Annotated in this window: 21 protein-coding genes; 3 read left to right on the forward strand and 18 right to left on the reverse strand. The window is 46.9% G+C overall.

All coding sequences use genetic code 11. From position 1 onward, the window contains the following. Nucleotides 1-17: 17 nt before the first annotated feature. Nucleotides 18-1802, reverse strand: a complete 1785-nt coding sequence (locus ACFQ3W_RS06440) for a sensor histidine kinase (RefSeq protein WP_379317809.1) — start codon at nt 1800-1802, stop codon at nt 18-20. A 32-nt stretch (nt 1803-1834) separates the two neighbouring features. Beyond that, complete coding sequence (locus tag ACFQ3W_RS06445) at nt 1835-3394, reverse strand: extracellular solute-binding protein (protein ID WP_379317966.1); 1560 nt, start codon at nt 3392-3394, stop codon at nt 1835-1837. A gap of 278 nt (nt 3395-3672) precedes the next feature. Here ACFQ3W_RS06445 and ACFQ3W_RS06450 point away from each other — a divergent pair, with 278 nt between their 5' ends. Further along, complete coding sequence (locus ACFQ3W_RS06450; RefSeq protein WP_379317811.1) at nt 3673-4329, forward strand: HD domain-containing protein; 657 nt, start codon at nt 3673-3675, stop codon at nt 4327-4329. An 86-nt stretch (nt 4330-4415) separates the two neighbouring features. Here the strand turns inward: ACFQ3W_RS06450 and ACFQ3W_RS06455 are convergent, their stop codons facing one another. From ACFQ3W_RS06455 to ACFQ3W_RS06525, 15 genes are all read right to left on the reverse strand, one after another. After that, nucleotides 4416-5384: an ABC transporter permease gene (locus ACFQ3W_RS06455; RefSeq protein WP_379317813.1), complete on the reverse strand. Its 969-nt coding sequence runs from the start codon at nt 5382-5384 to the stop codon at nt 4416-4418. 219 nt (nt 5385-5603) lie between these two features. Beyond that, the gene (locus tag ACFQ3W_RS06460) at nt 5604-6419 is read right to left on the reverse strand and encodes an ABC transporter permease (RefSeq protein WP_379317815.1); all 816 of its coding nucleotides are present in this window, start codon (nt 6417-6419) and stop codon (nt 5604-5606) included. Beyond that, nucleotides 6416-7438, reverse strand: a complete 1023-nt coding sequence (locus tag ACFQ3W_RS06465) for an ATP-binding cassette domain-containing protein (RefSeq protein ID WP_379317817.1) — start codon at nt 7436-7438, stop codon at nt 6416-6418. Before ACFQ3W_RS06465 ends, ACFQ3W_RS06460 begins: the two co-directional genes overlap by 4 nt. Before the next feature lie 233 nt (nt 7439-7671). Then, complete coding sequence (locus ACFQ3W_RS06470; RefSeq protein WP_379317819.1) at nt 7672-8709, reverse strand: Gfo/Idh/MocA family protein; 1038 nt, start codon at nt 8707-8709, stop codon at nt 7672-7674. Between the two features lie 16 nt (nt 8710-8725). After that, on the reverse strand, nt 8726-9694 hold the full coding sequence (locus ACFQ3W_RS06475) for a sugar phosphate isomerase/epimerase family protein (RefSeq protein ID WP_379317821.1): 969 nt from the start codon (nt 9692-9694) through the stop codon (nt 8726-8728). A 16-nt stretch (nt 9695-9710) separates the two neighbouring features. Next, nucleotides 9711-10421: a ThuA domain-containing protein gene (locus tag ACFQ3W_RS06480; protein WP_379317823.1), complete on the reverse strand. Its 711-nt coding sequence runs from the start codon at nt 10419-10421 to the stop codon at nt 9711-9713. Then, entirely contained in the window at nt 10418-11167 is a 750-nt protein-coding gene (locus ACFQ3W_RS06485) for a sugar phosphate isomerase/epimerase family protein (RefSeq protein ID WP_379317825.1), read from the reverse strand. Before ACFQ3W_RS06485 ends, ACFQ3W_RS06480 begins: the two co-directional genes overlap by 4 nt. A gap of 11 nt (nt 11168-11178) precedes the next feature. Continuing rightward, nucleotides 11179-12252 (reverse strand): Gfo/Idh/MocA family protein, encoded by a 1074-nt coding sequence (locus ACFQ3W_RS06490; RefSeq protein ID WP_379317968.1) that lies wholly within the window; start codon nt 12250-12252, stop codon nt 11179-11181. 161 nt (nt 12253-12413) lie between these two features. Continuing rightward, nucleotides 12414-13280: an AraC family transcriptional regulator gene (locus ACFQ3W_RS06495; protein WP_379317827.1), complete on the reverse strand. Its 867-nt coding sequence runs from the start codon at nt 13278-13280 to the stop codon at nt 12414-12416. Between the two features lie 177 nt (nt 13281-13457). Further along, nucleotides 13458-13652, reverse strand: a complete 195-nt coding sequence (locus ACFQ3W_RS06500) for a hypothetical protein (RefSeq protein WP_379317829.1) — start codon at nt 13650-13652, stop codon at nt 13458-13460. Nucleotides 13653-13706: 54 nt separating this feature from the next. Then, a complete protein-coding gene (locus ACFQ3W_RS06505) occupies nt 13707-14366 on the reverse strand; it encodes a hypothetical protein (RefSeq protein ID WP_379317831.1) in 660 nt (219 codons plus the stop codon). A gap of 372 nt (nt 14367-14738) precedes the next feature. Further along, nucleotides 14739-17048: an FtsX-like permease family protein gene (locus tag ACFQ3W_RS06510; RefSeq protein ID WP_379317833.1), complete on the reverse strand. Its 2310-nt coding sequence runs from the start codon at nt 17046-17048 to the stop codon at nt 14739-14741. Continuing rightward, entirely contained in the window at nt 17045-17728 is a 684-nt protein-coding gene (locus ACFQ3W_RS06515; RefSeq protein ID WP_379317835.1) for an ABC transporter ATP-binding protein, read from the reverse strand. The genes ACFQ3W_RS06510 and ACFQ3W_RS06515 overlap by 4 nt, the downstream gene beginning before the upstream one ends. 64 nt (nt 17729-17792) lie before the next feature. After that, a complete protein-coding gene (locus tag ACFQ3W_RS06520; RefSeq protein ID WP_379317837.1) occupies nt 17793-18830 on the reverse strand; it encodes a sensor histidine kinase in 1038 nt (345 codons plus the stop codon). A 9-nt stretch (nt 18831-18839) separates the two neighbouring features. After that, the gene (locus ACFQ3W_RS06525; protein ID WP_379317839.1) at nt 18840-19538 is read right to left on the reverse strand and encodes a response regulator transcription factor; all 699 of its coding nucleotides are present in this window, start codon (nt 19536-19538) and stop codon (nt 18840-18842) included. Between the two features lie 142 nt (nt 19539-19680). On the opposite strand from ACFQ3W_RS06525, the gene ACFQ3W_RS06530 reads away from it, so the two are divergent. Continuing rightward, on the forward strand, nt 19681-19923 hold the full coding sequence (locus ACFQ3W_RS06530; RefSeq protein ID WP_379317841.1) for a hypothetical protein: 243 nt from the start codon (nt 19681-19683) through the stop codon (nt 19921-19923). Nucleotide 19924: 1 nt separating this feature from the next. Beyond that, nucleotides 19925-20077, forward strand: a complete 153-nt coding sequence (locus ACFQ3W_RS06535; RefSeq protein WP_379317976.1) for a hypothetical protein — start codon at nt 19925-19927, stop codon at nt 20075-20077. On the opposite strand, the gene tnpA is transcribed toward ACFQ3W_RS06535, so the two are convergent. Next, nucleotides 20006-20428 carry an IS200/IS605 family transposase gene (gene tnpA / locus ACFQ3W_RS06540; protein ID WP_379317843.1) on the reverse strand — a complete coding sequence of 141 codons (423 nt, stop codon included), beginning with the start codon at nt 20426-20428 and terminating at the stop codon, nt 20006-20008. The two genes, ACFQ3W_RS06535 and tnpA, sit on opposite strands and share 72 nt — an antisense overlap. Nucleotides 20429-21085 lie beyond the last annotated feature (657 nt).

Genomic DNA, 21085 nt, shown 5'->3' on the forward strand with positions numbered 1-21085 from the left:
GGTTTGGTGCCCCCCTTTTACAATTCATCATTAGTTCCCCTGCAGCGTTCTAAAGGAATAGATATCGTAACAGCCGTCCCCTCACCGGCAGCACTTTGAACGATGAGTTTTGACTCCTCGCCGTAATAAAGCTTCATTCGACTAAGCACATTTCGCAAGCCAAACAAATCCTTCGCGTTTTCCTCGTCAACGGAATAAACCGGAACCCTATGGTAGTCCGTGTTATCCAGCTCTTGCTGAATATAAATCAGTCGTTCTGCCTCGATTCCCGGGCCGTTGTCTTGGACACGAATCATCACCGTATTTCCCTGATCAACCCAGCTTGATATGATCACTACTCCACCCGATGACCTTCCTTCCATGCCGTGAATGATCGCATTTTCTACTAATGGCTGAAGAAGCAGCTTCAGAAGCGGAATTTGTTTGCTATCCTCGGAAATCCGATATTCCACGCGGAAATTATCCATAAATCGAAGCTGCTGAATCCGTAAATAATAGTGCAAATGAGCTATACTTTCCTCCATCGTGAAGAGCTGTCGGCCTTTGTTTAGACTCAAACGGAAAAACTTAGAAAGATTCATCACCATCTCGCTAATTTCCGCAGCGTCATAATTTTTGGCCATCCAATATATCGAATCCAGCGTGTTGTATAAAAAATGCGGGTTGATCTGCGATTGTAGAAACTTGAGCTCGGTCGTTTTTAAACGCAGCTGCTGCTCATAATGATCCTCGATCAAATGCTTTTGCACCATCGCCATCTTGTTGAACGATTGGATCAGAAAACCGAACTCATCCTTCCTACTTGTATCTACAAGAGTATTCAGTTCTCCCCTGCTCAGCCGCTTCATTCCCTTGGACAGTTTAAGGACAGGAGACGCAATTCCACTATAGACAACCCATGAAATAATGAAGGCAAGCAGAATACTGAGTCCAATAATGGTTATCGTAAAAAGCCGCAGTTGGTCCGTCTCCTTATACAATTCACGCTTTGGTTGAATCAGGGTAAGTCGCCATGAAGAATAATCGGAGGCTTTCGTTACGGTCATATCCTGATCGGATACACTTTCGTCAGGGGCTCTGCCTGCTTCAAGCAGCACATCTCCCCGATCATTCGATAAAGCGATCCGGCTATGCTCGGAAGGCAACAGTGCCTTAATAATATTCATTAATTTATTCTTGCTAAAGGTAACTACCAGCAAATTGGCTTGCCGGTCGCTGTTATATAAATCCATCGCTCGCAGGAGCGAGATGCTGTCAATATTCATGAGCTGTCCGAAAGTCAGCCCTTCGGTTACCGGATAATCCGACTTTATGTAGGAAATACCTGTGCCGTTTTTTCGGGCAGTTTCCACAAACCACTCTTTTTGCGCATCGCCTATCAATCTCTTGCCGCCGTAATGCGTGGAAATCACCATGTTAGTCGCCTGATGGTATAACGAAATCTGAGAGATGTATCGATTGACCGAAACGGAGTTGGATAATTGCTCCAATATATAAGAAAAACCCATGATCGACTGCGGGGTGAAGTCACGGCTATTGCTGTTCAGCAGGTCATTGATTTCCGGATCGGCTGCGATCAGCGTTGAAATCTCTTCTACATTTTGAAATACCAGATCAAAGTGGTTCATGGCCGAAGCGAGAGCTATTTCCGTACGTTCCATCGCCTGTTCGTAAAGAATATCTCTTGATCGTTCAATGGCAAACAGACTAATGAGAACAAGTGGCAGCAGGATTAGCAAAAAATAACCTGTCAAACGGATTTGAATATGCTGCGAAAACCGGCCTACGATCCATCGAATCACCGTACTCCTCCTCCACTCCCCGGATACTGCCTTTATCTTTGCTTGTCATACCAATGGTTGACCTCCTTCGTAATTTCATCTCCGCCCTCCTTTTCCCACAACTCGACATATTGGTCAAATGCATCAAGCGGTTCAATTTCCAAAATGATCTTCTCAAAAACATCTTCTAATTTATCGAGCTTCTTGCTGTACTTGCCCATAGCAGGAGTAGGAATTCCATAAAATGCGTTTGGGATAATATTCTGATTTATGGTCTGTATATTGTTGTACAGATTGAAATTCCCAAGAGAATCAAGCCGTTCCTTAAACAACACCTCATCCGGAACATCCACCAGCGATTGATAGATTCCTCGATATAAATTTTCATCATGCCGGGCAAAATCCGTAACGATCGCGCCGTCCTGCCACCACCAAATTTCATTTTCAAAGCCCAGCTTCAACGTTTTATAGTCGGCTGCAATAAAATCGAGCAGCTTAATCACTTCCGCCGCATTCGCTGATCCGGCAGGAATTACATTGTAGCCGCGGATGATATCTTTTCCATACACTCCCTTCTCCCCTCGAGGTCCTGTCGGATATTCCAGAGGAATCCACCTGGCATTTGGATCCTTTTTCATATTGGCCGCAATCGGCCCGCGCGTATCATACCAAGTAGCCGAGAAGAGACCCACCTTTCCATTTTCAATCTTTTCAAATAGATTCGCTTGCAGATTTAAGGGGAATTCACGCTCCAGCAACCCCTCTTGATACAACCGGGACAGAAACCCGAGCGCCTCTTTCGTTTCAGGCAGAACATTTCCGTTCACTAACCTCCCATCTCGCTTAAACCAGGTGTTCAGTTGGGTGCCGAATGCGCCGAAAAACGGGGATGAACGTCCGAGATTTGTAGTAAATGTCAAACCTGTTGTGTCCTGTTTGCCATTGCCATCCGGGTCTTCCAACGTGAAAGACCGAATGACTTTATAGTATTCGTCGAGCGTTTTCGGAGGCTTCAATCCCAGTCGATCAAGCCAGTCCTTTCTTGCGTACATTAGCTCAACGCCTGTGACTTCGTTAAGGCTTGGTACCGCGTAGATTTTTCCGCCGTATTTGACCCTGTCCCATATTTCAGCGGGAATTTTCTGTTTCAGATGAGGGCCGTATTGATCGATCAACTCGTCCAGAGGCTTGAAAGCCCCTTGCTTGACATAATTATCGAACCACACCGGCTCATAGACGTGCAGTAGATCGGGGAGATTACCGGAAGACATCATGACATCAAGCTTCTCATTGTATACCTCGGGAGGGGGTGTGTTGACCTGAATATCGAGCCCAGTCCGCTCTTCTATATAATTCAGATAGCGGTTGTCGTTCTCGTCCATTCCGGCTGGAAAGGTCATGCCAAGACTGGAGATGACAATGCTAATCGATGGGGAACTATCACCAGAAGGCGTCTCTTTTTTTTCGGCCTGATCTAAATGAAAACACCCCGTGGCACTTCCCAGAAGAAATACCGATATTAGAAGCTTCAAAAGCACATTCCCTTGAGCTTGTCTCAATCGCTTCCTTTCTCTGCGGAAAAAGCCATTACTGCTCCTGTCCTTAGTCAACATCATTTATCGAAGCACTCCCTCCATCCAGTTAAGTAAGCAAAGCTAATATAGACAGTATATTTAAGGGTGGGTGAAATCTTTCTGTCACTCTGGTTCTATTTTTAGATAAATCCATAGTAATGTAAGCGCTTACTATTTACTTCGCAACAGAATCATATTATGATTGGCATGCCCATACAAGTGACTTACCTACCACAAGTTTATAAATTACTAGGTTTGAGGTAACATGAAGATCGATGCTTTTTGAGCGCAAAACTACGGAAAGGCAGTGAATTAAAATGTCTGAGCAGCAAAAATCTATCATCGAACAGGCAGAACGTTTTGTTCAGGAAGCGCATGGCAGTGATGGCAGCGGCCACGACTGGTGGCATATACATAGGGTTAGAAATTCGGCACTTGCATTGGCTCGTAAAGAGCAAGCAGATTTGTTCATCTGCGAGTTGGCGGCTTTACTGCATGACGTGGCGGATGAGAAGCTCAATCCATCCAAAGAAGCCGGTCTGGCAAAAGTTCGCGACTGGTTGGACGAGCATGTCTCCGATCAATCCGTGATTTCTAAGGTGTTGGAGATTATTTCAACCATGTCTTACAATGGCGGAAAGAACCCTCCTATGTCTACACTGGAGGGGCAAATCGTTCAGGATGCGGACAGACTTGACGCGATCGGGGCAATCGGCATTGCGAGAACCTTTGCTTATGGGGGATCAAAAGGTCGGTCCATGCACGAGCCGGGGCGTGATTTTTCGGAGGTCGACTACCGCAGCGCAGACAACACTTCCATCCATCATTTTTACGAGAAGCTGCTAAAGCTGAAAGACTTGATGAATACCAAGCATGCCAAAGAAATGGCGGAAGCCAGACATGAATTTATGCTGCAATTTCTGGAGCAGTTTTACAGAGAATGGGATGCCGCTGACGATGAGGAGATAAGATAAGTATAATGATCTGGTAATCGCGTAGAGCCCCAACCTTAAACAGTTCTTATGCTAGGCTGGGGCGTTAATTATTCGGGGGTTGTATTTCATATGTCACTTATCTTTCGGCTTAGCTTTACGCGAGGATCGACAATAACATATAACATATCAGCCAGCCAATTGGCTAGAACCACAAATGTAGCAATAATCAATATGATGGCAATCAATACTGGATAGTTCCTCTGGGAAACGGAATGTACCATCAGCGTCCCAATGCCATTCCAATTAAATACATTTTCAACAACCGCAGAGCTGGATATTAAAGTTGGGAAATCAAGCATGATTACGGTAATAATGGGGATTGAGCCGTTTTTCAAGGCATGCCGATACGTCACACGTTTTTCAGATACGCCTTTGGCACGGGCAGCTATTAAAAAACTAGACGGAAAAATTCCCACCATGCTTTCACGGAAAAATTTTAAGTAGTATGCAAGGAGGCCAATAGTTAACGTGGAAACCGGAAGAACCATATGAACTAGCAAATCTGTGAACTCTCCCACCTTGGAGGGGTCATGCATGCTACTCGGCGGAAGCCATAATAATTGAAATGAGAATACAGCTTGAAGCCAGTGTCCAAGCACAAATACCGGGATACAATAACCAATCAAGCTAAGAACAAGACCTATTTTGTCGGAAGCACCATTCGGTTTCTTACTGTTGTGGATACCCCACGGAAAAGCAATGGCTAAAGTGAGGATAAAAGCCGTGCCTAATAGGATCAAGCTGTTCGAAACATACTTCCAAATGTAGTTATTAATAGGTATATAATTAAAATCGATTCCTAAGCTACCGCGAAGTAGTTGTTTCATCCACACGAAATACTGTTTGAAGAAAGGCTGATCCAATCCGAAAAGGTGCTTCTGTTGATTGGCATATATGATATCCTCCTCTGTTAAACCTGGAGCCTGCATCCAAAAATTACCGGGCATGAGACGCATAGCACAGAAGCACAAACTAGTAATGATAAATAATACGATTAAAGAATGGACACTGCGGCGTATCAGATAAGACCACACATAAATCCCTCCGGTATGAACTGATAATGGTGTTCCATTTACCATATATCAACTATACAAGATACATCCTGGAATGAATACTCCCTATTTATTAGCCCAAAACACAAAATTGCTAGAGTAGACGTTTCTAAAATAGTTTCCAGCTCTGTGAAAATAGAAAAGGCTGCCCTAAAGGCAGCCTTCAATATTCGTACGATAGCATCTGACTTTCAGCTAAATTCATGTCCGCCGCATATAAGCACGTACGGTGATTGGAGCAAAAATCGCTACGATCACAGCGGCGCCGATCAGAGTATAGGTAAGGTCCACTCCCGCAGTTCCGGCATTAACGAGATCACGAACGGCGCTGACTAAATGCGAGACGGGATTGACGTTGACAAACCACCGAAGCCAATTCGGCATCGTATCCACCGGCACAAACGCGTTGGAGAGGAACGTCAGCGGAAACAGCACCAGCATGGAAATTCCCTGCACGCTTGACGCAGTGCGAGCAATGACGCCGAAGAAGGCGAAAATCCAGCTAATCGCCCAGGAACTCGCAATGACGAGAACCCCGGCGAGCGCCACGTATCCGATGCCGCCTTCTGGCCGGTAACCCATAATGTACCCCATCAGAAAGGTTAGCACGGTGGCGATCAGATATCGAATCGTATCGGCAAGCAGTGCTCCTGCAAGCGGAGCGATTCGGGAAATCGGCAGCGACTTGAAGCGGTCGAATACGCCCTTCTCCATATCCTCACGCAGCTGCACACCGGTGACGATGGAAGTCGATATGACGGTCTGCACCAAAATACCTGGAATGATAACCGGCAGATAGCTCTGAACGTCTCCGGAAATGGCCCCGCCAAAAATGTAGGTAAACATCAAGGTGAAAATAATCGGCTGTAGGGTAACGTCGAACAACTGCTCCGGAGTTCGCCGGATTTTCAGCAGCCCCCGATAAGCCATGGTAAGCGAATTTCGTACCGATTGGCCGAAGCCGGTACGGTTTTTTAAGGCGCGCACGGCGCCGGGTTTGATGGTTGTCGTATTCATGCTCTTAACGCCTCCACTTGTCTTGATTCATCCTTGGATGTTTCATCTTCCTTGACGCCATGACCTGTGATGGTTAAAAATACTTCGTCGAGCGTCGGCTTCTGCACGCTCACCTCGGCAAGCGGAATCCCCGCCTCGCGGAGAGCGATCAGCAGATCGGTGACTCGGTCGGCATCCCCCATCGGCGCGGTGATTTTCCCCGCTTCGGCCGATATATTGGATCGGACCTCAAGCACCCGTTCGATGATCCGGCGGGCAGGCTCGATGTCCTGCGGGTTTTTGGCCCTTAATTGCAGCGATGAAGTTCCGATAGACGTTTTCAGTTCGTCCACAGTGCCTTCGGCAACGACATGGCCGCGGTCGATCACCGCAATCCGGTCGGCCAGCTGATCGGCCTCATCCAGGTATTGCGTCGTTAACAATACGGTGGAACCCGTATTCACCAGGCGGCGAATCGTCTCCCACATTTGCGTCCGCGTACGAGGATCCAGCCCTGTCGTCGGTTCATCCAGAAAAATGAGCGGTGGCTGCGCAATCAGGCTGGCAGCCAGATCCAGCCGGCGCCGCATTCCGCCGGAGAAATTTTTCAGCGGACGTTTGGCCGCTTCCGAAAGGCCGAATTCCTCCAGCAGATCGGCGGCCTTGCGCTTCGCCTCCGTGCGCCCGAGCCCGAGCAGCCGAGAGAAGATCACCAGATTCTCCGTCGCGCTGAGCGACTCATCGACCGACGCATACTGGCCGGTCACTCCGATCAATTGCCGTACAATTTGCGGCTCCTTCACCACATCATGCCCGAAAATGCGCGCCGATCCGGCGTCAGGCCGCAATAAGGTGGCCAACATGCGGATGGTAGTCGTCTTCCCCGCCCCGTTCGGTCCGAGCACGCCATAGATGCTGCCTGTACCAACCTTCAGGTCGACCCCGTCAACCGCACGGTTGCTTCCGTAAATTTTCACGAGTCCTTGCGCCTCGATAGCCCACTCCCCGGCCCCAGGGGCCTTGTTCGTTTTCTGTGCCATATGTAATTCCTCCTAAACATTGAATAGTCCAAGTTTACTGCTTCCACGCCTCTCGCAAAACCTGCGCGAGATGGAAATCGTCATCCGTCGGGAGACTGAGCTTAACTAGAACTATGGGCGTATAGAGGGAACGATTTATCTGACGTGTATAAAAAACCGCCAAACCCTATAAAGAGTTTGACGGTTCTATAATTAAAAGTTTCTATTCACCAACCGGGAATGAATCCATCAAGTTAGTTATTATGACTTACCATAAAGATTTCTTCGATCACCTTCATTACATTACGAACCTCATGATTTTTCACAATCGGCTCCGCACCTTCACGAACGACCTCATAGAAGTTTTGATAAAAAGGAACAAAATCGGCTTTCGGTTCCGGGAAGGCGATTTTTTCGGTTGCCTCTTCGGAAGGCGGTGCCATCGTTTTGGTTAACCCCACACCCGCTTGGATCGGCGTCGGGGCCTGGATATCCTTACGGCCGGTAGCGGCAATGATCTCGCCGGACAAATCCCAATCGTTTATTTTTGCTGTACCTTCCAGCCCTTTCACGTACCAGCGAGGAAGCTTGGTATAGTTGGTCGTGCCCACCTCAACCAAGGCCTTTACCCCATTTTCAAAGGTAATGTAGCTCATAAATCCATCATCGACTTCATCACCTAAAATATAGCTTAAATCGGCCTGAACGCTCTTGATGGGACTGTTTACCAACCATAGCAGCTGATCCAGCAAATGGACTCCCCAATCCAGCAGCATGCCGCCCCCATGTTTCTGCAAATGGCGCCAATCTCCCGGAATGCCGTTGGCACCTTGAACACGAGATTCAATTTGGAATATATCCCCTATTCTCTTGCTTTGATACAGCTGCCGAATGATAAGAAAGTCCGGGTCCCAGCGACGATTCTGGTGAACCATGAATACATTTCCGGTCTCTTCAGCAATCGCCACAATTTCATCGAGTTCCTGGGTGTTCATCGCCACAGGTTTTTCGCAAACCACGTGTTTTCCAGCTCGCAAAGCCTGGATCGCGATTTCTTTATGAACATCGTTCGGTGTAGCAATCAGGATGGCATCGATATAACTGTCACTAAGCACCTCTTCAAGACTACCATAAACCTGGAAACCCTTATCTTTGGAAATATGCTGTCTTTCTTCGGAAATATCATAGGTTCCCACAACGCGAACCCGATCCTTTTCCGACGGTATAAGATGGTGAGCATGGTAGGAACCCATGCCGCCATAGCCTACTACAACAAAATTAATGATTGACATAATTCCTGATGCTCCTTTACGCCCACCACATCGCTGAGGGCTGTTCATGAATCATAATCGATTTTAAGTTGGTGATCGCTCGAGTCAATCCTTCATCGATGGACATAATCGGATCCTCATGCTCGATACTTAGAACATAGTCATAGCCGTGTACACGTAATGCGGAAATAATGTCGGACCAAACCTTCAAGTCATGGCCACAGCCAACGGAGCGGAAGGTCCATGCGCGAGTCTTCACATTACCGTAAGGCTGCATATCGGTTAATCCGTACATATTGATATTGTCCTGATCCAAATAAGTATCTTTGGCGTGGAAATGGTGGATTGCACCGGCTTCTCCAAGTATTTTGACAGCAGCTACCGGATCAATGCCCTGCCACCACAAATGGCTTGGGTCCAGGTTGCAGCCTATGGCTTTGCCGGTCGCTTCCCTCAGCTTCAGCATGGTATAAGGGGTATGGGCCAGGAAGCCGCCGTGCAGTTCAATGCCGATCTTCACACCGGCCGCTTCCGCTTCTTTGTTAATGCCTTTCCAGTAAGGGATCAATTTATGTTCCCATTGATAGGTATAGCTATCATCGTATTCGGTTGGCCAAGGCAATACCGGCCAGTTCACATGGGTATCGGTGGCATTCCCGCCGGACACCCCGGAGAAACCATTCACAACCGGAACGTTCATCAGGCTGGCCAGTTTGATCGTCTTGCGCAGTAACTCATCCGCCTCCGCAGCTACTTCTTTCACGGGTGAAATCGGGTTATTATGACAGCTGAGTGCGGAAATCTCCAGCCCTTTGTCGGCTAATTTGGCCAAGTATTCCGCTCTCGCCTCACTGCTTGCCAGTAGTTTATCAATGTCCAAATGTGCGTTGCCCGGAGAACCGCCGGTACCAATTTCTACCGTCTGCAAGCCTTTCTTGGCAACCTCCTCAATCATCTCTTCAAAGCTTAAATTGTTAAACAATGGAGTAAAAACACCCAGTTTCATTGACTATCACTCCTTTTTATTTTTCACGTGCTTCATAATGACCATAAGTCGGGTACATATTTTGGGTTGGTGCGCACCAACGTATGGCATTTTTGATGACCTTTTGCACCTTTTCATTGTAATAGCTCGGATAGGTCTCATGTCCAGGTTGGAAATAAAAGATCTTTCCGTTTCCTCGGCGGTAAGTGCAGCCACTGCGGAACACTTCTCCCCCCGGGAACCAGCTGACAAATACTAATTCATCAGGTGCCGGAATATCAAAATGCTCGCCATACATCTCTTCTTTTTCCAATTCGATATATTCGCCGATTCCCTCAACGATCGGATGACTCGGATTGACATTCCAAATGCGGCAGTGCTTGCCGTCCTCCCGCCACTTCAAATCGCACGAGGTGCCCATCAATTTTTTGAAGATTTTGGAAAAGTGGCCCGAATGCAGTACAACGAGCCCCATTCCTTCAAGAACACGCTTATGCACGCGTTCCACAATCTCATCCCTGACTTCGTCATGAGCCATATGTCCCCACCATATCAGGACATCGGTATCCTCCAATGTTTCTTCCGTCAAGCCATGCTCCGGTTCATCCAAGGTGGCTGTTTTCACCTGGAACTGATCTTCGGACAGGAATTTGGCCAGTTGGCCATGAATTCCCTCCGGGTACATTTCCTGAACGGCTTTATCGGTTTTTTCATGACGAAATTCATTCCATACGGTGACTTGAATCATGAATAGACCTCCTCAACAATTGCACCCAGCTGCCGACAATTTATCGCCGCTGCTCCCAGAGGCTGATATTGTTGAAACGCTTCTTGTTCCACAATCAACCACGGCAAATCCAGCTGCTTCGCCATTTGGGCGTACTCTTTCATCGGCAATATGCCAGAGCCAATCTCCGTGCTTTCCCGTGGGGAGTCTTGCATATCTTTCATATGGAAGAGCCTGATGCGATCCTTGTGTTCCTCTAGCCAAGGGAGTACGTCCGTCCCGGAATAGGCCAGCCAGTAAAGGTCCGTTTCCAGATGGATATGCTTCGTATTTTTAACCATGTAATCCAGAATGTCCTGGCCGGGAATTTCCGTGAATTCATGCGCATGATTATGATAAATCAATTCCATGCCGTCCTTAGCCACTTTCTTGGCAATCTCCTCCAGCTCGGCAATGAAGCTTTTCCATTCTTCAAAGGTTTTGAAGGTGGCGTAAGGGACCACGATGCGAGTATTTCCAATCGTTTTCTCGAAGGCTACCGTTTCTTCAAGATTTGTTTGCAGTGCTTCATAAGGGATGTGAGAAGCGGCGACCTTAAGGCCTAATTCGTCCAGGTAACCTTTCACTTCAGCAGCGCTTTTACCATAGTACCCGGCAAATTCGACGCCTTGATAGCCACTTTTTTTCACCTCTGTTAACGCCGCAAAAAAGTTCTCTTCACAAGCTTCTTTCACGCTCCATAATTGCAGGGCAATTTGGGGTTTCATCTGATCGCCTCCTAGAAATATACCGGCTTTCCTGTCTTTGAAGATTCATAGATGGCTTCCAAAATGGCAGTAACGATCAAGGCTTCCTCAGGTTTCACGACAGGCTCGGTATCATGGAGGATGGCATTGACCCAGGACTTCGCTTCAAGAATTTCCGGCCGCTCGCCCGCACCATCGTAGAAGTCGACACCACCCGTTTGCAATTCTATTTTTTTCTCATACAGTAAGCTGTGGTCTTCGCCATTGATGGTCAAGCCATTGTTCATATCGGCACCTGCTTTGGTTCCACACAAGGTGGTTTTAGCTTCTTTCACGTCCAGGCTATTTATTGCCCAGCTTGATTCCAGAAAGATCGTCGCGCCATTTTCCATCATAATGAAACCGAAAGCGGAATCTTCTACGGTAAATTTAGCAGGATCCCAAGGTCCCCAAGCATTCGCGGCCTTTTCGGTTTGGGATAATTCATGATAGGTTTTTCCAACCACATATTTAGGTTTATAGTTATTCATCATCCAGAGCGTTAAGTCCAGAGCATGGGTACCAATGTCAATCAATGGACCTCCGCCTTGGGCTTCTTCATCCAGGAAAACACCCCATGTCGGTACAGCCCGGCGACGAATCGCATGAGCTTTTGCAAAGTAAATATCCCCTAATCCGCCTTCCTCGCAAAAATTATGCAAATATCTTGAATCGGTCCGGAAGCGGTTCTGATAGCCGATCGTTAATTTTTTACCGGTACGCTTGGAAGCTTCAATCATGCTTTTTGCTTCTTCGGATGTTTTCGCCATCGGTTTTTCACACATCACATGGCAATCCGCCTCCATGGCAGCAATAGACAACTCGGCATGAGATGAGTTAGGGGTACAAACATGAACCACATCCAAATCCGTGTTCGCCAACATTTTCTTGTAATCATCAAAGACCTGCGCATCCTGGGTGCCGTATTTCGCTTTCGCTTCTTCGGCGCGTTCCACGATGATGTCGCAGAATGCCACCATTTCTACCTCTTCAACCTTTGAAAGTGCTGGCATATGCTTGCCATTGGCGATTCCGCCGCATCCAATAATTCCAACTTTTAATGTCATGTCCATCCTCCTGAAAGCGTTTTTAATGGTTGAGTTCATTATAGCCAAACCGGAAGACACTTTCTTCCCGCTTTCCCTTCAGAAAATTCCCGAATATTGCGCCATCATGAATAAAAAATGGGTTACAAACCAAAAACTTCTGGTTCATAACCCCGTTAACGCTAATGGTTATTTAAATTTTTCCGGTACTGCAGCGGCGATTGCCCAACCGCTTCTTTAAAAACATGGTGGAACGTTTTCACACTGCTAAAGCCGGCCTTTTCAGCAACTTCAACCATGGGAATTTTCTCGTTCGCTAATATAAACTTGGCTTGATTAATCCGATATTCCGTCAGGAACTGCATAAACGTTTGCCCCGTATTCGTTTTGAAAAAACGAGTAAAGTAGTACGGGCTAAAGCCTACAAATTTGGCTACATCCTCCAATACAATGACTTCCTGAAATCGATCCTCCACATATTCAAACACCTGGTTAAGCAGATCTAGCGTTTCTTTATATTGAATGGCCGAGCGTTTGGTTTGCGCTTTTTCTGCGATGCGCCGGGGTAAATGCAAATATAATTCCCCAATCAATTGATACAGATAACCTACTGACATATATTTCATGCCAGCGGGTTTTTGCTCCTCGACCCCATAAAGCTGAACCAACAGCTCTGTTGCTTTCTGCGTAAGCTCCTTGGGCCAATACCGGCTATGCGGTTCTCCGGATGCAAAGAGACTTATCAACGAGTCCTCGGAGGTTCTTAATATTTTCTCATCAAACAGCTTCAGATTAAACTGATAAACATAACGTTCACTATCCGGGGAAGCCAGGAAGTAATGGGCTTCTCCACTTGGGAAAATATAAATTTCCCCTTTCTCCAATTGAACGATGGTATCATCAACCCCGATGTTTACCTTTCCTTTTCGCGAATAGATGATTTCGATCTCTGTATGCCAATGAGGATAAACAATCGTCATACCGTCATTTAAGAACATTCTAAACGGAATGGAATCTTCAAACTCCGGAATTTCCAGATAATTACTCATAACACATAGACTCCCTGTTCGTTGGATAAACTGCTTTCTTTTCTATCATAACGGGAAAATCGTTGAAATGCATCAGTAGGGCTCACCTTCTGATTTCCGAAGAAGATCTGTAAAAGAAAAAAGGCTATGATCACAACGGATCATAACCGAAACCCTTTTACGCCAGAGGCAGCAACGTTACTTGAGCAATAAGAAGATAAGCAGAATCCCGATAATGACCAAGGTTGTCACGATTCTGACCAAACAGCCCCCTCTTGTAATGGCTCCCCAATCGCCGATCACAGAGCGGTTAATCGAATCGGCAAAATTAATGAAGGGCTTCTTCTTATACTCGTCGATTTGCTTTTTTTCTTGTTCATCCCTGTTGTCCACGCTTTGCCTCCATTGCTATAAGTTTTCCTGTATTAATCTACTATTTGTTTTATATTAAATTTTTACATTCAATTCTATATTATAATATGCGGTCATTCCACTTACCCGTATAGTTGCCCAAGAAAAAGCGCCTGTGGAAGAGTAAGCCGTATTGGGATAATACAGAACGTTTCCCCAACCCGGATAATAGTTAAAAGAGTTCGAGGTTGGCGATTTTTTTTCTACTTTTCCGGCAGTAATAGAATCGGCTCTGTAAATGACCTCTCGATCCGTAAGGTAATACAGGCTGTTCTCAGGTGTCCATCCGCCATACACTCGTTGAATATCAATGAGATCTCCGTTCTTATTGTAGATGATTGTGATGTTAGCCGTAGCGCCTACTTCTCCTTTACTGCCTCCCTGTGAACTTGACGGTGTAATTGGTGAGGATGATTGCTCGCTTCTTGGAATAATATAGCTAACTTTATATGATTTAATGATTTGATCTTCACTTGATGTACCAAAAAGCCTGTTGTCTACCGGCTCCTCCTCGATAACAGCGTTAACGGATTCATTAGGCAGGCTGCTTTTTATGGATGCTTCCACCGTAACTCCGTCAATGGACTGTGCGGTAACAAAACCCTTGTCGCTCTTGCTTTCTGCTGCATATGAAGGCGTGGTCAAAAAAATCGGAATTACTAGAATAGCTAACAAAGAAGCGATGAGTTTTTTCATCTTTGTTCCTCCTTAGAATAAGCTAATTTTCGGATTCCTCTACGATCTCCCAGCACAGTCAGCAACGTCACTTGCCTCAAGAAATTTGGCTAAAATGACCTCCTCCTCCACGGATTCCTTCATCCCAGTGCAATTCCGCGGTAATCACAGCTTGGATAAAGGTAGCGACAGACAACACCGGCGTCAAACCAACTAAAGATAATTATTCTTACAGATTTAATGTATATTACCTCCTAATTTCTGTCAATATAAATGCTATTATTTCTCATTCCTTCCATGACAATGAAATAATTGTAATCGAACTGCTTATCCAAAAAAAATGCCCCAAACTCAACAGGAGTTACGGAGCATAATGATATTAATTGGTATACATCACTGCGCATTCACCACATTGACGATGCTCGTTTCTTGAACCTTCTTGGTCGGTGAGATCACCGCCACAAACGTCGTGAGGATTGCCGCTAAAATGGAGACCGCCAAAACCGTGATCGGCGGCTGCCAAGGCTCTCCCCAGTTGGAGGTAATCATCATCCCAAAAAAGAATCGATGCAGAAGCAGTCCCAAAATACCGCCCACCACACTGCCTGATAGCGCATATGCAGCGGCTTCGGCCGTAACCATCCTTTTCAGTTGCTTGCCGGACATGCCTACCGCACGCATCACGCCATAGTTGCCCATACGGCTGGAAACGCTGGCGTTTACCGTATTCAAGATGTTAATCAACGCAACCAGCGCAATGACCAGCAAAAACCCGTAAACGAATACCGCCATGGCGTAATAGGCCGCGCGAGTTTCACGGTTGGCCTGCTGTTTGTCGAGCAGCTGCATTTGCGGCGTGATCAGGCTTCTGACCTGGTCGGAAATATCTTCATTGACTTGCATGTCGATGATGGTATAGTCCGAAATTCCGGTCAGCGCGGTAAAGGTGGCTTCGGAGCATATCAAGATCGATTCGCCTTTCGTGGCCACAAACGGTGTGTCGGAGAGGATCCCAGCCACTTGGACCTGATGGGTTCCTCCCGGCAAATTTAGGGTGATGGTGTCGCCTATCTTCCACTTGAAATCTTCCGAATAACTGACGAATACCCCGTTGCCGTTCTGCACCTGATCCCTGTTTCCGGAAATCAGCTTGTCATTCGCCCATTTAAATTGCGGTTCGTCATAGGAAATCAACGTAACCTTATTATCCTTCTGTCGGTGGCTGGCCGGAATATTACGAGAAACCATCCGTCCATAGATATTTTTGATATGCGGAAGCGATTTTGCTTGTTCCATCAGGGAATGGTCAAGCAAGGTGGAATCCTGCACGCCCATGATGGAAATATCAGGCGCGTAAGGTTTCAACGGCCTTAAGGCATTGCCCATGAAGGTGATCAAAACCGTGAAGCACAAGAACAGGATGATGCTTAGCGCAAAAGATCCCGATATCAGCACCATGCTCTTTTTATTGGAAAAAGCGTGCCTAAACCCCATCGCCGTGTCCACGCGAAACCATTTGGTATTCGCAGCTCGATTGACGGGCTGATGATTCGCATGATTGATATTTCCGGTTACGGCCGCTTGCGGAGATACCTTCGCTGCTTTTTTGGCCGGCGACCTCGAAGCGAGCATGACCACTAGTAACCCGATCGCCGTACCGGCAGCCATACTAGGCCAGCTGATTTGAAACACCGGCATTTCCGGCAAGTACTTAGAATTCAAGGCATTCAGGAATAAAACCGCCACCCACATCACGCCACATCCGGCCAATAGCCCAATCGGGATCCCTTGCAGGCAATATCGCAAACCCTCCAGCCGAATATACCGTTTGATTTGCTTTTTTGTAGCGCCAAGACAACGCAGCAGGCCGAAAAATTGCGTCCGTTCCAGCACGCTCATGTTAAAACTGCTGGCGATCATAAACGTAGCGGCCATCGTAATCAGGATAAAGAGAATTCCTGCCGTAAGGTAGAGACCGATCATCGAGCTGTCGTTGCTTTGACCCATCAAACCCAGCAGGATCAGGTTCGTGGAGACCTGTTTATCGGTCAGGCCATGCTCCGCTTTAATGTCGGATAGCGCCCGGTTAATGTTCACGTTACTTTTAAACTGGACATAATAATATTCTCTTTTTTCGGATGGAAGCGCACGAATCCCCTCCGTCGACAGATACAGGCCGTGGGAGTCCGTTCCTTTTAAACTGGAAAAATCGTTATACGTCCCGGTAATCTTATATTCCCGCTTTTGCCCATCGCCCAAAGCAATTTCGATCGTATCCCCAATGGACAAGCCGAATTGCTTAAGGGCCGGCCGGTCAAGCAAAACCTCCCGTTCGGAAGCTGGATACGCTCCCTCGCTCACGGCCAGGTTCATTTGTTCGGCGATATCCTGTTCGCCGCCCTGAATGAGCAGTTTTTTTCCTCGAAAAACCGTGTCCTCGGCCATCCCGACCCAACCCGATACTTTCACATCGCTCCGGCCTGCGATTTGCCCGGCGGTGCCGTCCGATATCCCCGCAATCACGGCATGGTAATTCCCTTTTTGCCGGATATTCTCGTTGATTTGGGCTTTCACGCTCATGTCGGCCATGCCGAATACGGCCACGACCAGCATTACGGATATAGCAATGCAGACCACGGTGAGCCGGTTTTTCTTCCTGTGCACTTTGGCATATTCCGATACCAAACCCAGATAGCTTTTCATTCGGTGTACACCCCTAAATCGGTAAGCACGCCGTCCGACACCTGCAGCACCCGATCCGCCGTCGAAGCCACGCTCCGGTTATGCGTAATCATGACAATCGTCTGCTGGAAGCGTTTGGAGGCCGTTTTTAGCAGGGATATGACCTCGTTGCTGTTTTGACTGTCCAAGTTACCGGTAGGTTCATCCGCAAGGATAAGCATGGGGCGAGTAATCAAAGCGCGGCCGATCGCCACGCGCTGCTGCTGTCCGCCGGATAACTGGCGAGGCAAATGCTTACGCCGGTCCGTTAAGGACAGAACTGCAAGGATTTCTTCCACATACGCCTGATCTGGCTTCTTATAATCGAGCAGCAAGGGAAAGGTGATATTCTGCTCCACATTGAGTTCCGGGATCAGGTTGAACGCCTGAAAGATAAAGCCGATATTCCTGCGGCGGAAAATGGTCAGTTTTTCGTCTTTCATGTGAAAAATATCGTTCCCGTCGATCCTCACATTGCCGGACGTGGGCGTATCCAGGGCCCCGATCATGTTCAGCAGCGTACTTTTTCCGGAGCCGGACTCCCCGACAACCGCAACAAATTCGCCTTTGGGCACGGTAAAGCTTACATTTTTCAAGGCGTTAACGGCCGTTTCGCCGATTCCATAGGTTTTGCATACGGAATCCACTTCTAGTAAATTCAAATTCGCTCACTCCTTTCTATCACGGAGTTTACTATCTGCGGCTTACGCTCACATGAATGCCGGCTTACGGTTTTGTAAGGTTGAGAAAACTCAGCACAAAGGCGCTGCCCTTCCCTAACACGCTATCCACCGTTATATTGCCGTCATGCGCTTCAACAATGGCCTTAGTCAGCGGCAGGCCCAGGCCAACGCCTTGCGTATCTTTCGAAAAACGGCTGCGATAAAACCGCTTGAAAATATGGTGGATATCCTCCGGGTGGATGCCGCTTCCGTCATCCTTAACCGTAATCTGCGTCATGGAAGGCAGCTCGTTCCACGCAATGGTGATATGACCGCCTGCTTCCGTATGGTCCAGGGCGTTTTTCACCACATTGCTTACGGCTTCCAAGATCCAGCCCCGGTCACAAACCAGCTCGGCCTGCGGCGGCCCCGACAGGGTCATGGTTTTTCGCTCCAGATCGACGCGCGTTTCAAAATGCAGCCGGAGGTCGTTCATCAGATCAGCGATGTTTTCGGGGTACTTCTCAATCTGAATTGAACCGGCATCCCATTTGGTAATCTTTAAAAGACTCTGCACCAGCGCTTCGATCCGGTCGATTTCCCGTTCCGACTTGACTGCAAATTCCCGCATGACGGCCGGATCCTCGCTATCGTCCTGCAAAAGCCCATTGTAAATATTGAGGGCGGCAAGGGGCGTCTTAAGCTGGTGGGAAATATCGGAGATCGTGTCTTTCAGGAACTCCTTCGTTTTTTGCTCCTTGGCGGCATGCGCGTCCAGCGTCGTAGCCAACGTGTTCACCGCGTGAAAAAGCTTATAAAGGCTCCCCTCGCTATCGCATTCGATCCGCGCATGAGTATGGCCCGTCATGAAACGGGAGATTTGAGCGATGGCCTCCTCCATCATGCGATCCTGTCTTTTAAAATATATGAAGCAGCTGCCCAATACCCCTGCGGCGATCAACAGTGAGAGCACGAAAAGGCCCAGACGCAAAGAGCCGCTGGACGGCCAGATTAAAAGCTGGGACAACCCCATAAACAAAACGAAGATACAAGATAATGAAAGGAACAGCTTTTTAATATCCTGGTTAGTCAAAATGCGCATCGTCCCACCTCAATTCGTCACCTTCCACTTATACCCCATGCCTCTGACCGTCAACAGGATTTGCGGATGATTGGGATCTTCCTCGATCTTCATGCGCAGCCTGCGAATATAAACTGCCAGCGTATTGTCATCGACATAACTTCCTTGCCCATCCCACAGTTTGTCCAGGATCATTTCTTTGGAAAGAACCTGATTCGGATGACTCATAAGCAAGCAAAGCAGCCTATATTCCGCTGCCGTTAACGCCAGGGCCATCTCGTCCTTATATGCTTGTCCCTGCAACAGCAGCACCTTGATGCCATTCGACGCCATCTCCGCCTCCGCCGCTCCAAAATCCTTCGCCCTCCGCAGCACGGCATTGATCCTCGACACCAGCACCCCCAGCTTAAACGGCTTGGTGATATAATCGTCGCCGCCCATATCCAGTCCCATCACCATATTCACTTCCTCGTCCGACGCCGTCAGAAAGACAATCGGCACCTTCGAAACCTGCCGCACCTTCCGGCAAAACTCAAACCCGGAACCGTCCGGCAAGGACACGTCTAATATGAGCAAATCATATCTTCCGTCCGCGTTCCCTTCCGCAAAAAGAGCCTCCGCCTCCCTCACCGTCCGGGCAATATCCAAATCAAACCCTTGCTTCTTCAGCGAATACGAAAGCCCATCAATCAGGCTCAAATCATCCTCCAGCAGTAGGATCTTGTTCATTTTTTCACTTCCTCTTGTCTATCTTAGGTCTATTATGATTCGAGATGGTGGGGGAATTCAAGGAGGCTACGGGAGGACCTCTCCTATTTCTCAAAACATGATATAATTTTTAGAGATGAAATACTAAGAATGGGGTGATTTTATGCAGTGGCAGGAAGTTCGTACGGTTTATCCCGATCAATATGTACTGCTCGCAATTCTCGACTCCTATACGGAAGATAACATTCAGTACGTTGAAGAGGTTGCCCTGGTTCGAGCCATTCAAGACCCCTCCGAAGCGACCAAAGAGCTCCTAAAATGCAAAGACAATAACATCGTTTACCACACCGGCCAAGAAAAAATTGCGATCGAGCTAAGAAAACCTCCATTCTATAGGAGCCGATAACATGCGGATCAAATATATCGATAACCTGCTGCAAACCTCCATGACGATCCGTTATAAAGGACGCTCCCTGACCATCGATCATCTAGTCATCGATACCGGAGCAGCCATGTGCCTCTTGTTCACGTATATATTTTGCGACGGTTGCTTCATTTAAGCCTACTGAGCTGACGTAGTATCCCTCCGCCCAAAATTTTCGATTGCCATATTTATACTTCAAGCTGGCATGCTTCTCGAATATCATCAGTGAGCTTTTTCCCTTCAAATATCCCACAAATGATGATACTGAGATTTTTGGTAGAATCGCTACTAACATATGTACATGATCTGGCATCATGTGGCCTTCTAATATCTCCACTCCCCTGTATTTACATAGACGTTTGAAGATTTCGATCAAGTCTTTCCTCACTTGATTATAAATCTCTTTCCGTCTATACTTCGGGGTGAACACAATGTGGTATTTGCACATCCACTTCGTGTGAGCTAGACTATAGCTCTTGTTTGCCATCTAAGACCATTCCTTTCATTATTGAGCCTGAACATCTCAATTTTATCGGTATGGTCTTGTTGGTCAAACCCTCAATCCCTCCACCCGCATAGCGAGTGGTTTTTTGTTCGCACGTTTCACGTGCTCAACCGGCTAAAGCCCATAATAAAAAAAGAGGGGATCTCCCCCTCTAAAAATTAAAAGATTAAGCGTAAAATAACCCCTGCAGTAACACTTACAACGACACCAATTGTTACACGTGTAAGAAGTACAAACCAATAACTCGGTTTACTAACACGTCGCTTAGCAACGCGAACAAAATCTAGCATAAAAAAGCACCCTCCATCCTTATAACTGGAAGTGGTAGGAGGAGGGATAAACAAGACTAAGTCACAGAATTTCGCATGTTATTCTTAGTCATATTAACCTCTTTTAGTTTCTTATTTACATGTTCTCTTTTAGTTTCTTATTTAATGTTCTCTTTTAGTTTCTTATTTACATGTTCTCTTTTAGTTTCTTATTTAATGTTCTCTTTTAGTTTCTTATTTACATGTTCTCTTTTAGTTTCTTATTTACATGTTCTCTTTTAGTTTCTTATTTACATGTTCTCTTTTAGTTTCTTATTTACATGTTCTCTTTTAGTTTCTTATTTACATGTTCTCTTTTAGTTTCTTATTT

It is taken from the genome of Paenibacillus puldeungensis (assembly GCF_042678945.1).
Taxonomy (GTDB): Bacteria; Bacillota; Bacilli; order Paenibacillales; family Paenibacillaceae; genus Fontibacillus; species Fontibacillus puldeungensis.

Bases quoted from the DNA above. Each gene is read 5' to 3' on its own strand.
- ACFQ3W_RS06490 (WP_379317968.1), bottom strand. From the start codon at position 12,252: ATGACATTAAAAGTTGGAATTATTGGATGCGGCGGAATCGCCAATGGC.
- ACFQ3W_RS06535 (WP_379317976.1), top strand. From the start codon at position 19,925: ATGCGGATCAAATATATCGATAACCTGCTGCAAACCTCCATGACGATC.
- ACFQ3W_RS06485 (WP_379317825.1), bottom strand. From the start codon at position 11,167: ATGAAACCCCAAATTGCCCTGCAATTATGGAGCGTGAAAGAAGCTTGT.
- ACFQ3W_RS06450 (WP_379317811.1), top strand. From the start codon at position 3,673: ATGTCTGAGCAGCAAAAATCTATCATCGAACAGGCAGAACGTTTTGTT.
- tnpA (WP_379317843.1), bottom strand. From the start codon at position 20,428: ATGGCAAACAAGAGCTATAGTCTAGCTCACACGAAGTGGATGTGCAAA.
- ACFQ3W_RS06445 (WP_379317966.1), bottom strand. From the start codon at position 3,394: ATGTTGACTAAGGACAGGAGCAGTAATGGCTTTTTCCGCAGAGAAAGG.
- ACFQ3W_RS06505 (WP_379317831.1), bottom strand. From the start codon at position 14,366: ATGAAAAAACTCATCGCTTCTTTGTTAGCTATTCTAGTAATTCCGATT.
- ACFQ3W_RS06520 (WP_379317837.1), bottom strand. From the start codon at position 18,830: ATGCGCATTTTGACTAACCAGGATATTAAAAAGCTGTTCCTTTCATTA.
- ACFQ3W_RS06475 (WP_379317821.1), bottom strand. From the start codon at position 9,694: ATGAAACTGGGTGTTTTTACTCCATTGTTTAACAATTTAAGCTTTGAA.
- ACFQ3W_RS06495 (WP_379317827.1), bottom strand. From the start codon at position 13,280: ATGAGTAATTATCTGGAAATTCCGGAGTTTGAAGATTCCATTCCGTTT.
- ACFQ3W_RS06530 (WP_379317841.1), top strand. From the start codon at position 19,681: ATGCAGTGGCAGGAAGTTCGTACGGTTTATCCCGATCAATATGTACTG.
- ACFQ3W_RS06510 (WP_379317833.1), bottom strand. From the start codon at position 17,048: ATGAAAAGCTATCTGGGTTTGGTATCGGAATATGCCAAAGTGCACAGG.
- ACFQ3W_RS06465 (WP_379317817.1), bottom strand. From the start codon at position 7,438: ATGGCACAGAAAACGAACAAGGCCCCTGGGGCCGGGGAGTGGGCTATC.
- ACFQ3W_RS06525 (WP_379317839.1), bottom strand. From the start codon at position 19,538: ATGAACAAGATCCTACTGCTGGAGGATGATTTGAGCCTGATTGATGGG.
- ACFQ3W_RS06470 (WP_379317819.1), bottom strand. From the start codon at position 8,709: ATGTCAATCATTAATTTTGTTGTAGTAGGCTATGGCGGCATGGGTTCC.
- ACFQ3W_RS06460 (WP_379317815.1), bottom strand. From the start codon at position 6,419: ATGAATACGACAACCATCAAACCCGGCGCCGTGCGCGCCTTAAAAAAC.
- ACFQ3W_RS06480 (WP_379317823.1), bottom strand. From the start codon at position 10,421: ATGATTCAAGTCACCGTATGGAATGAATTTCGTCATGAAAAAACCGAT.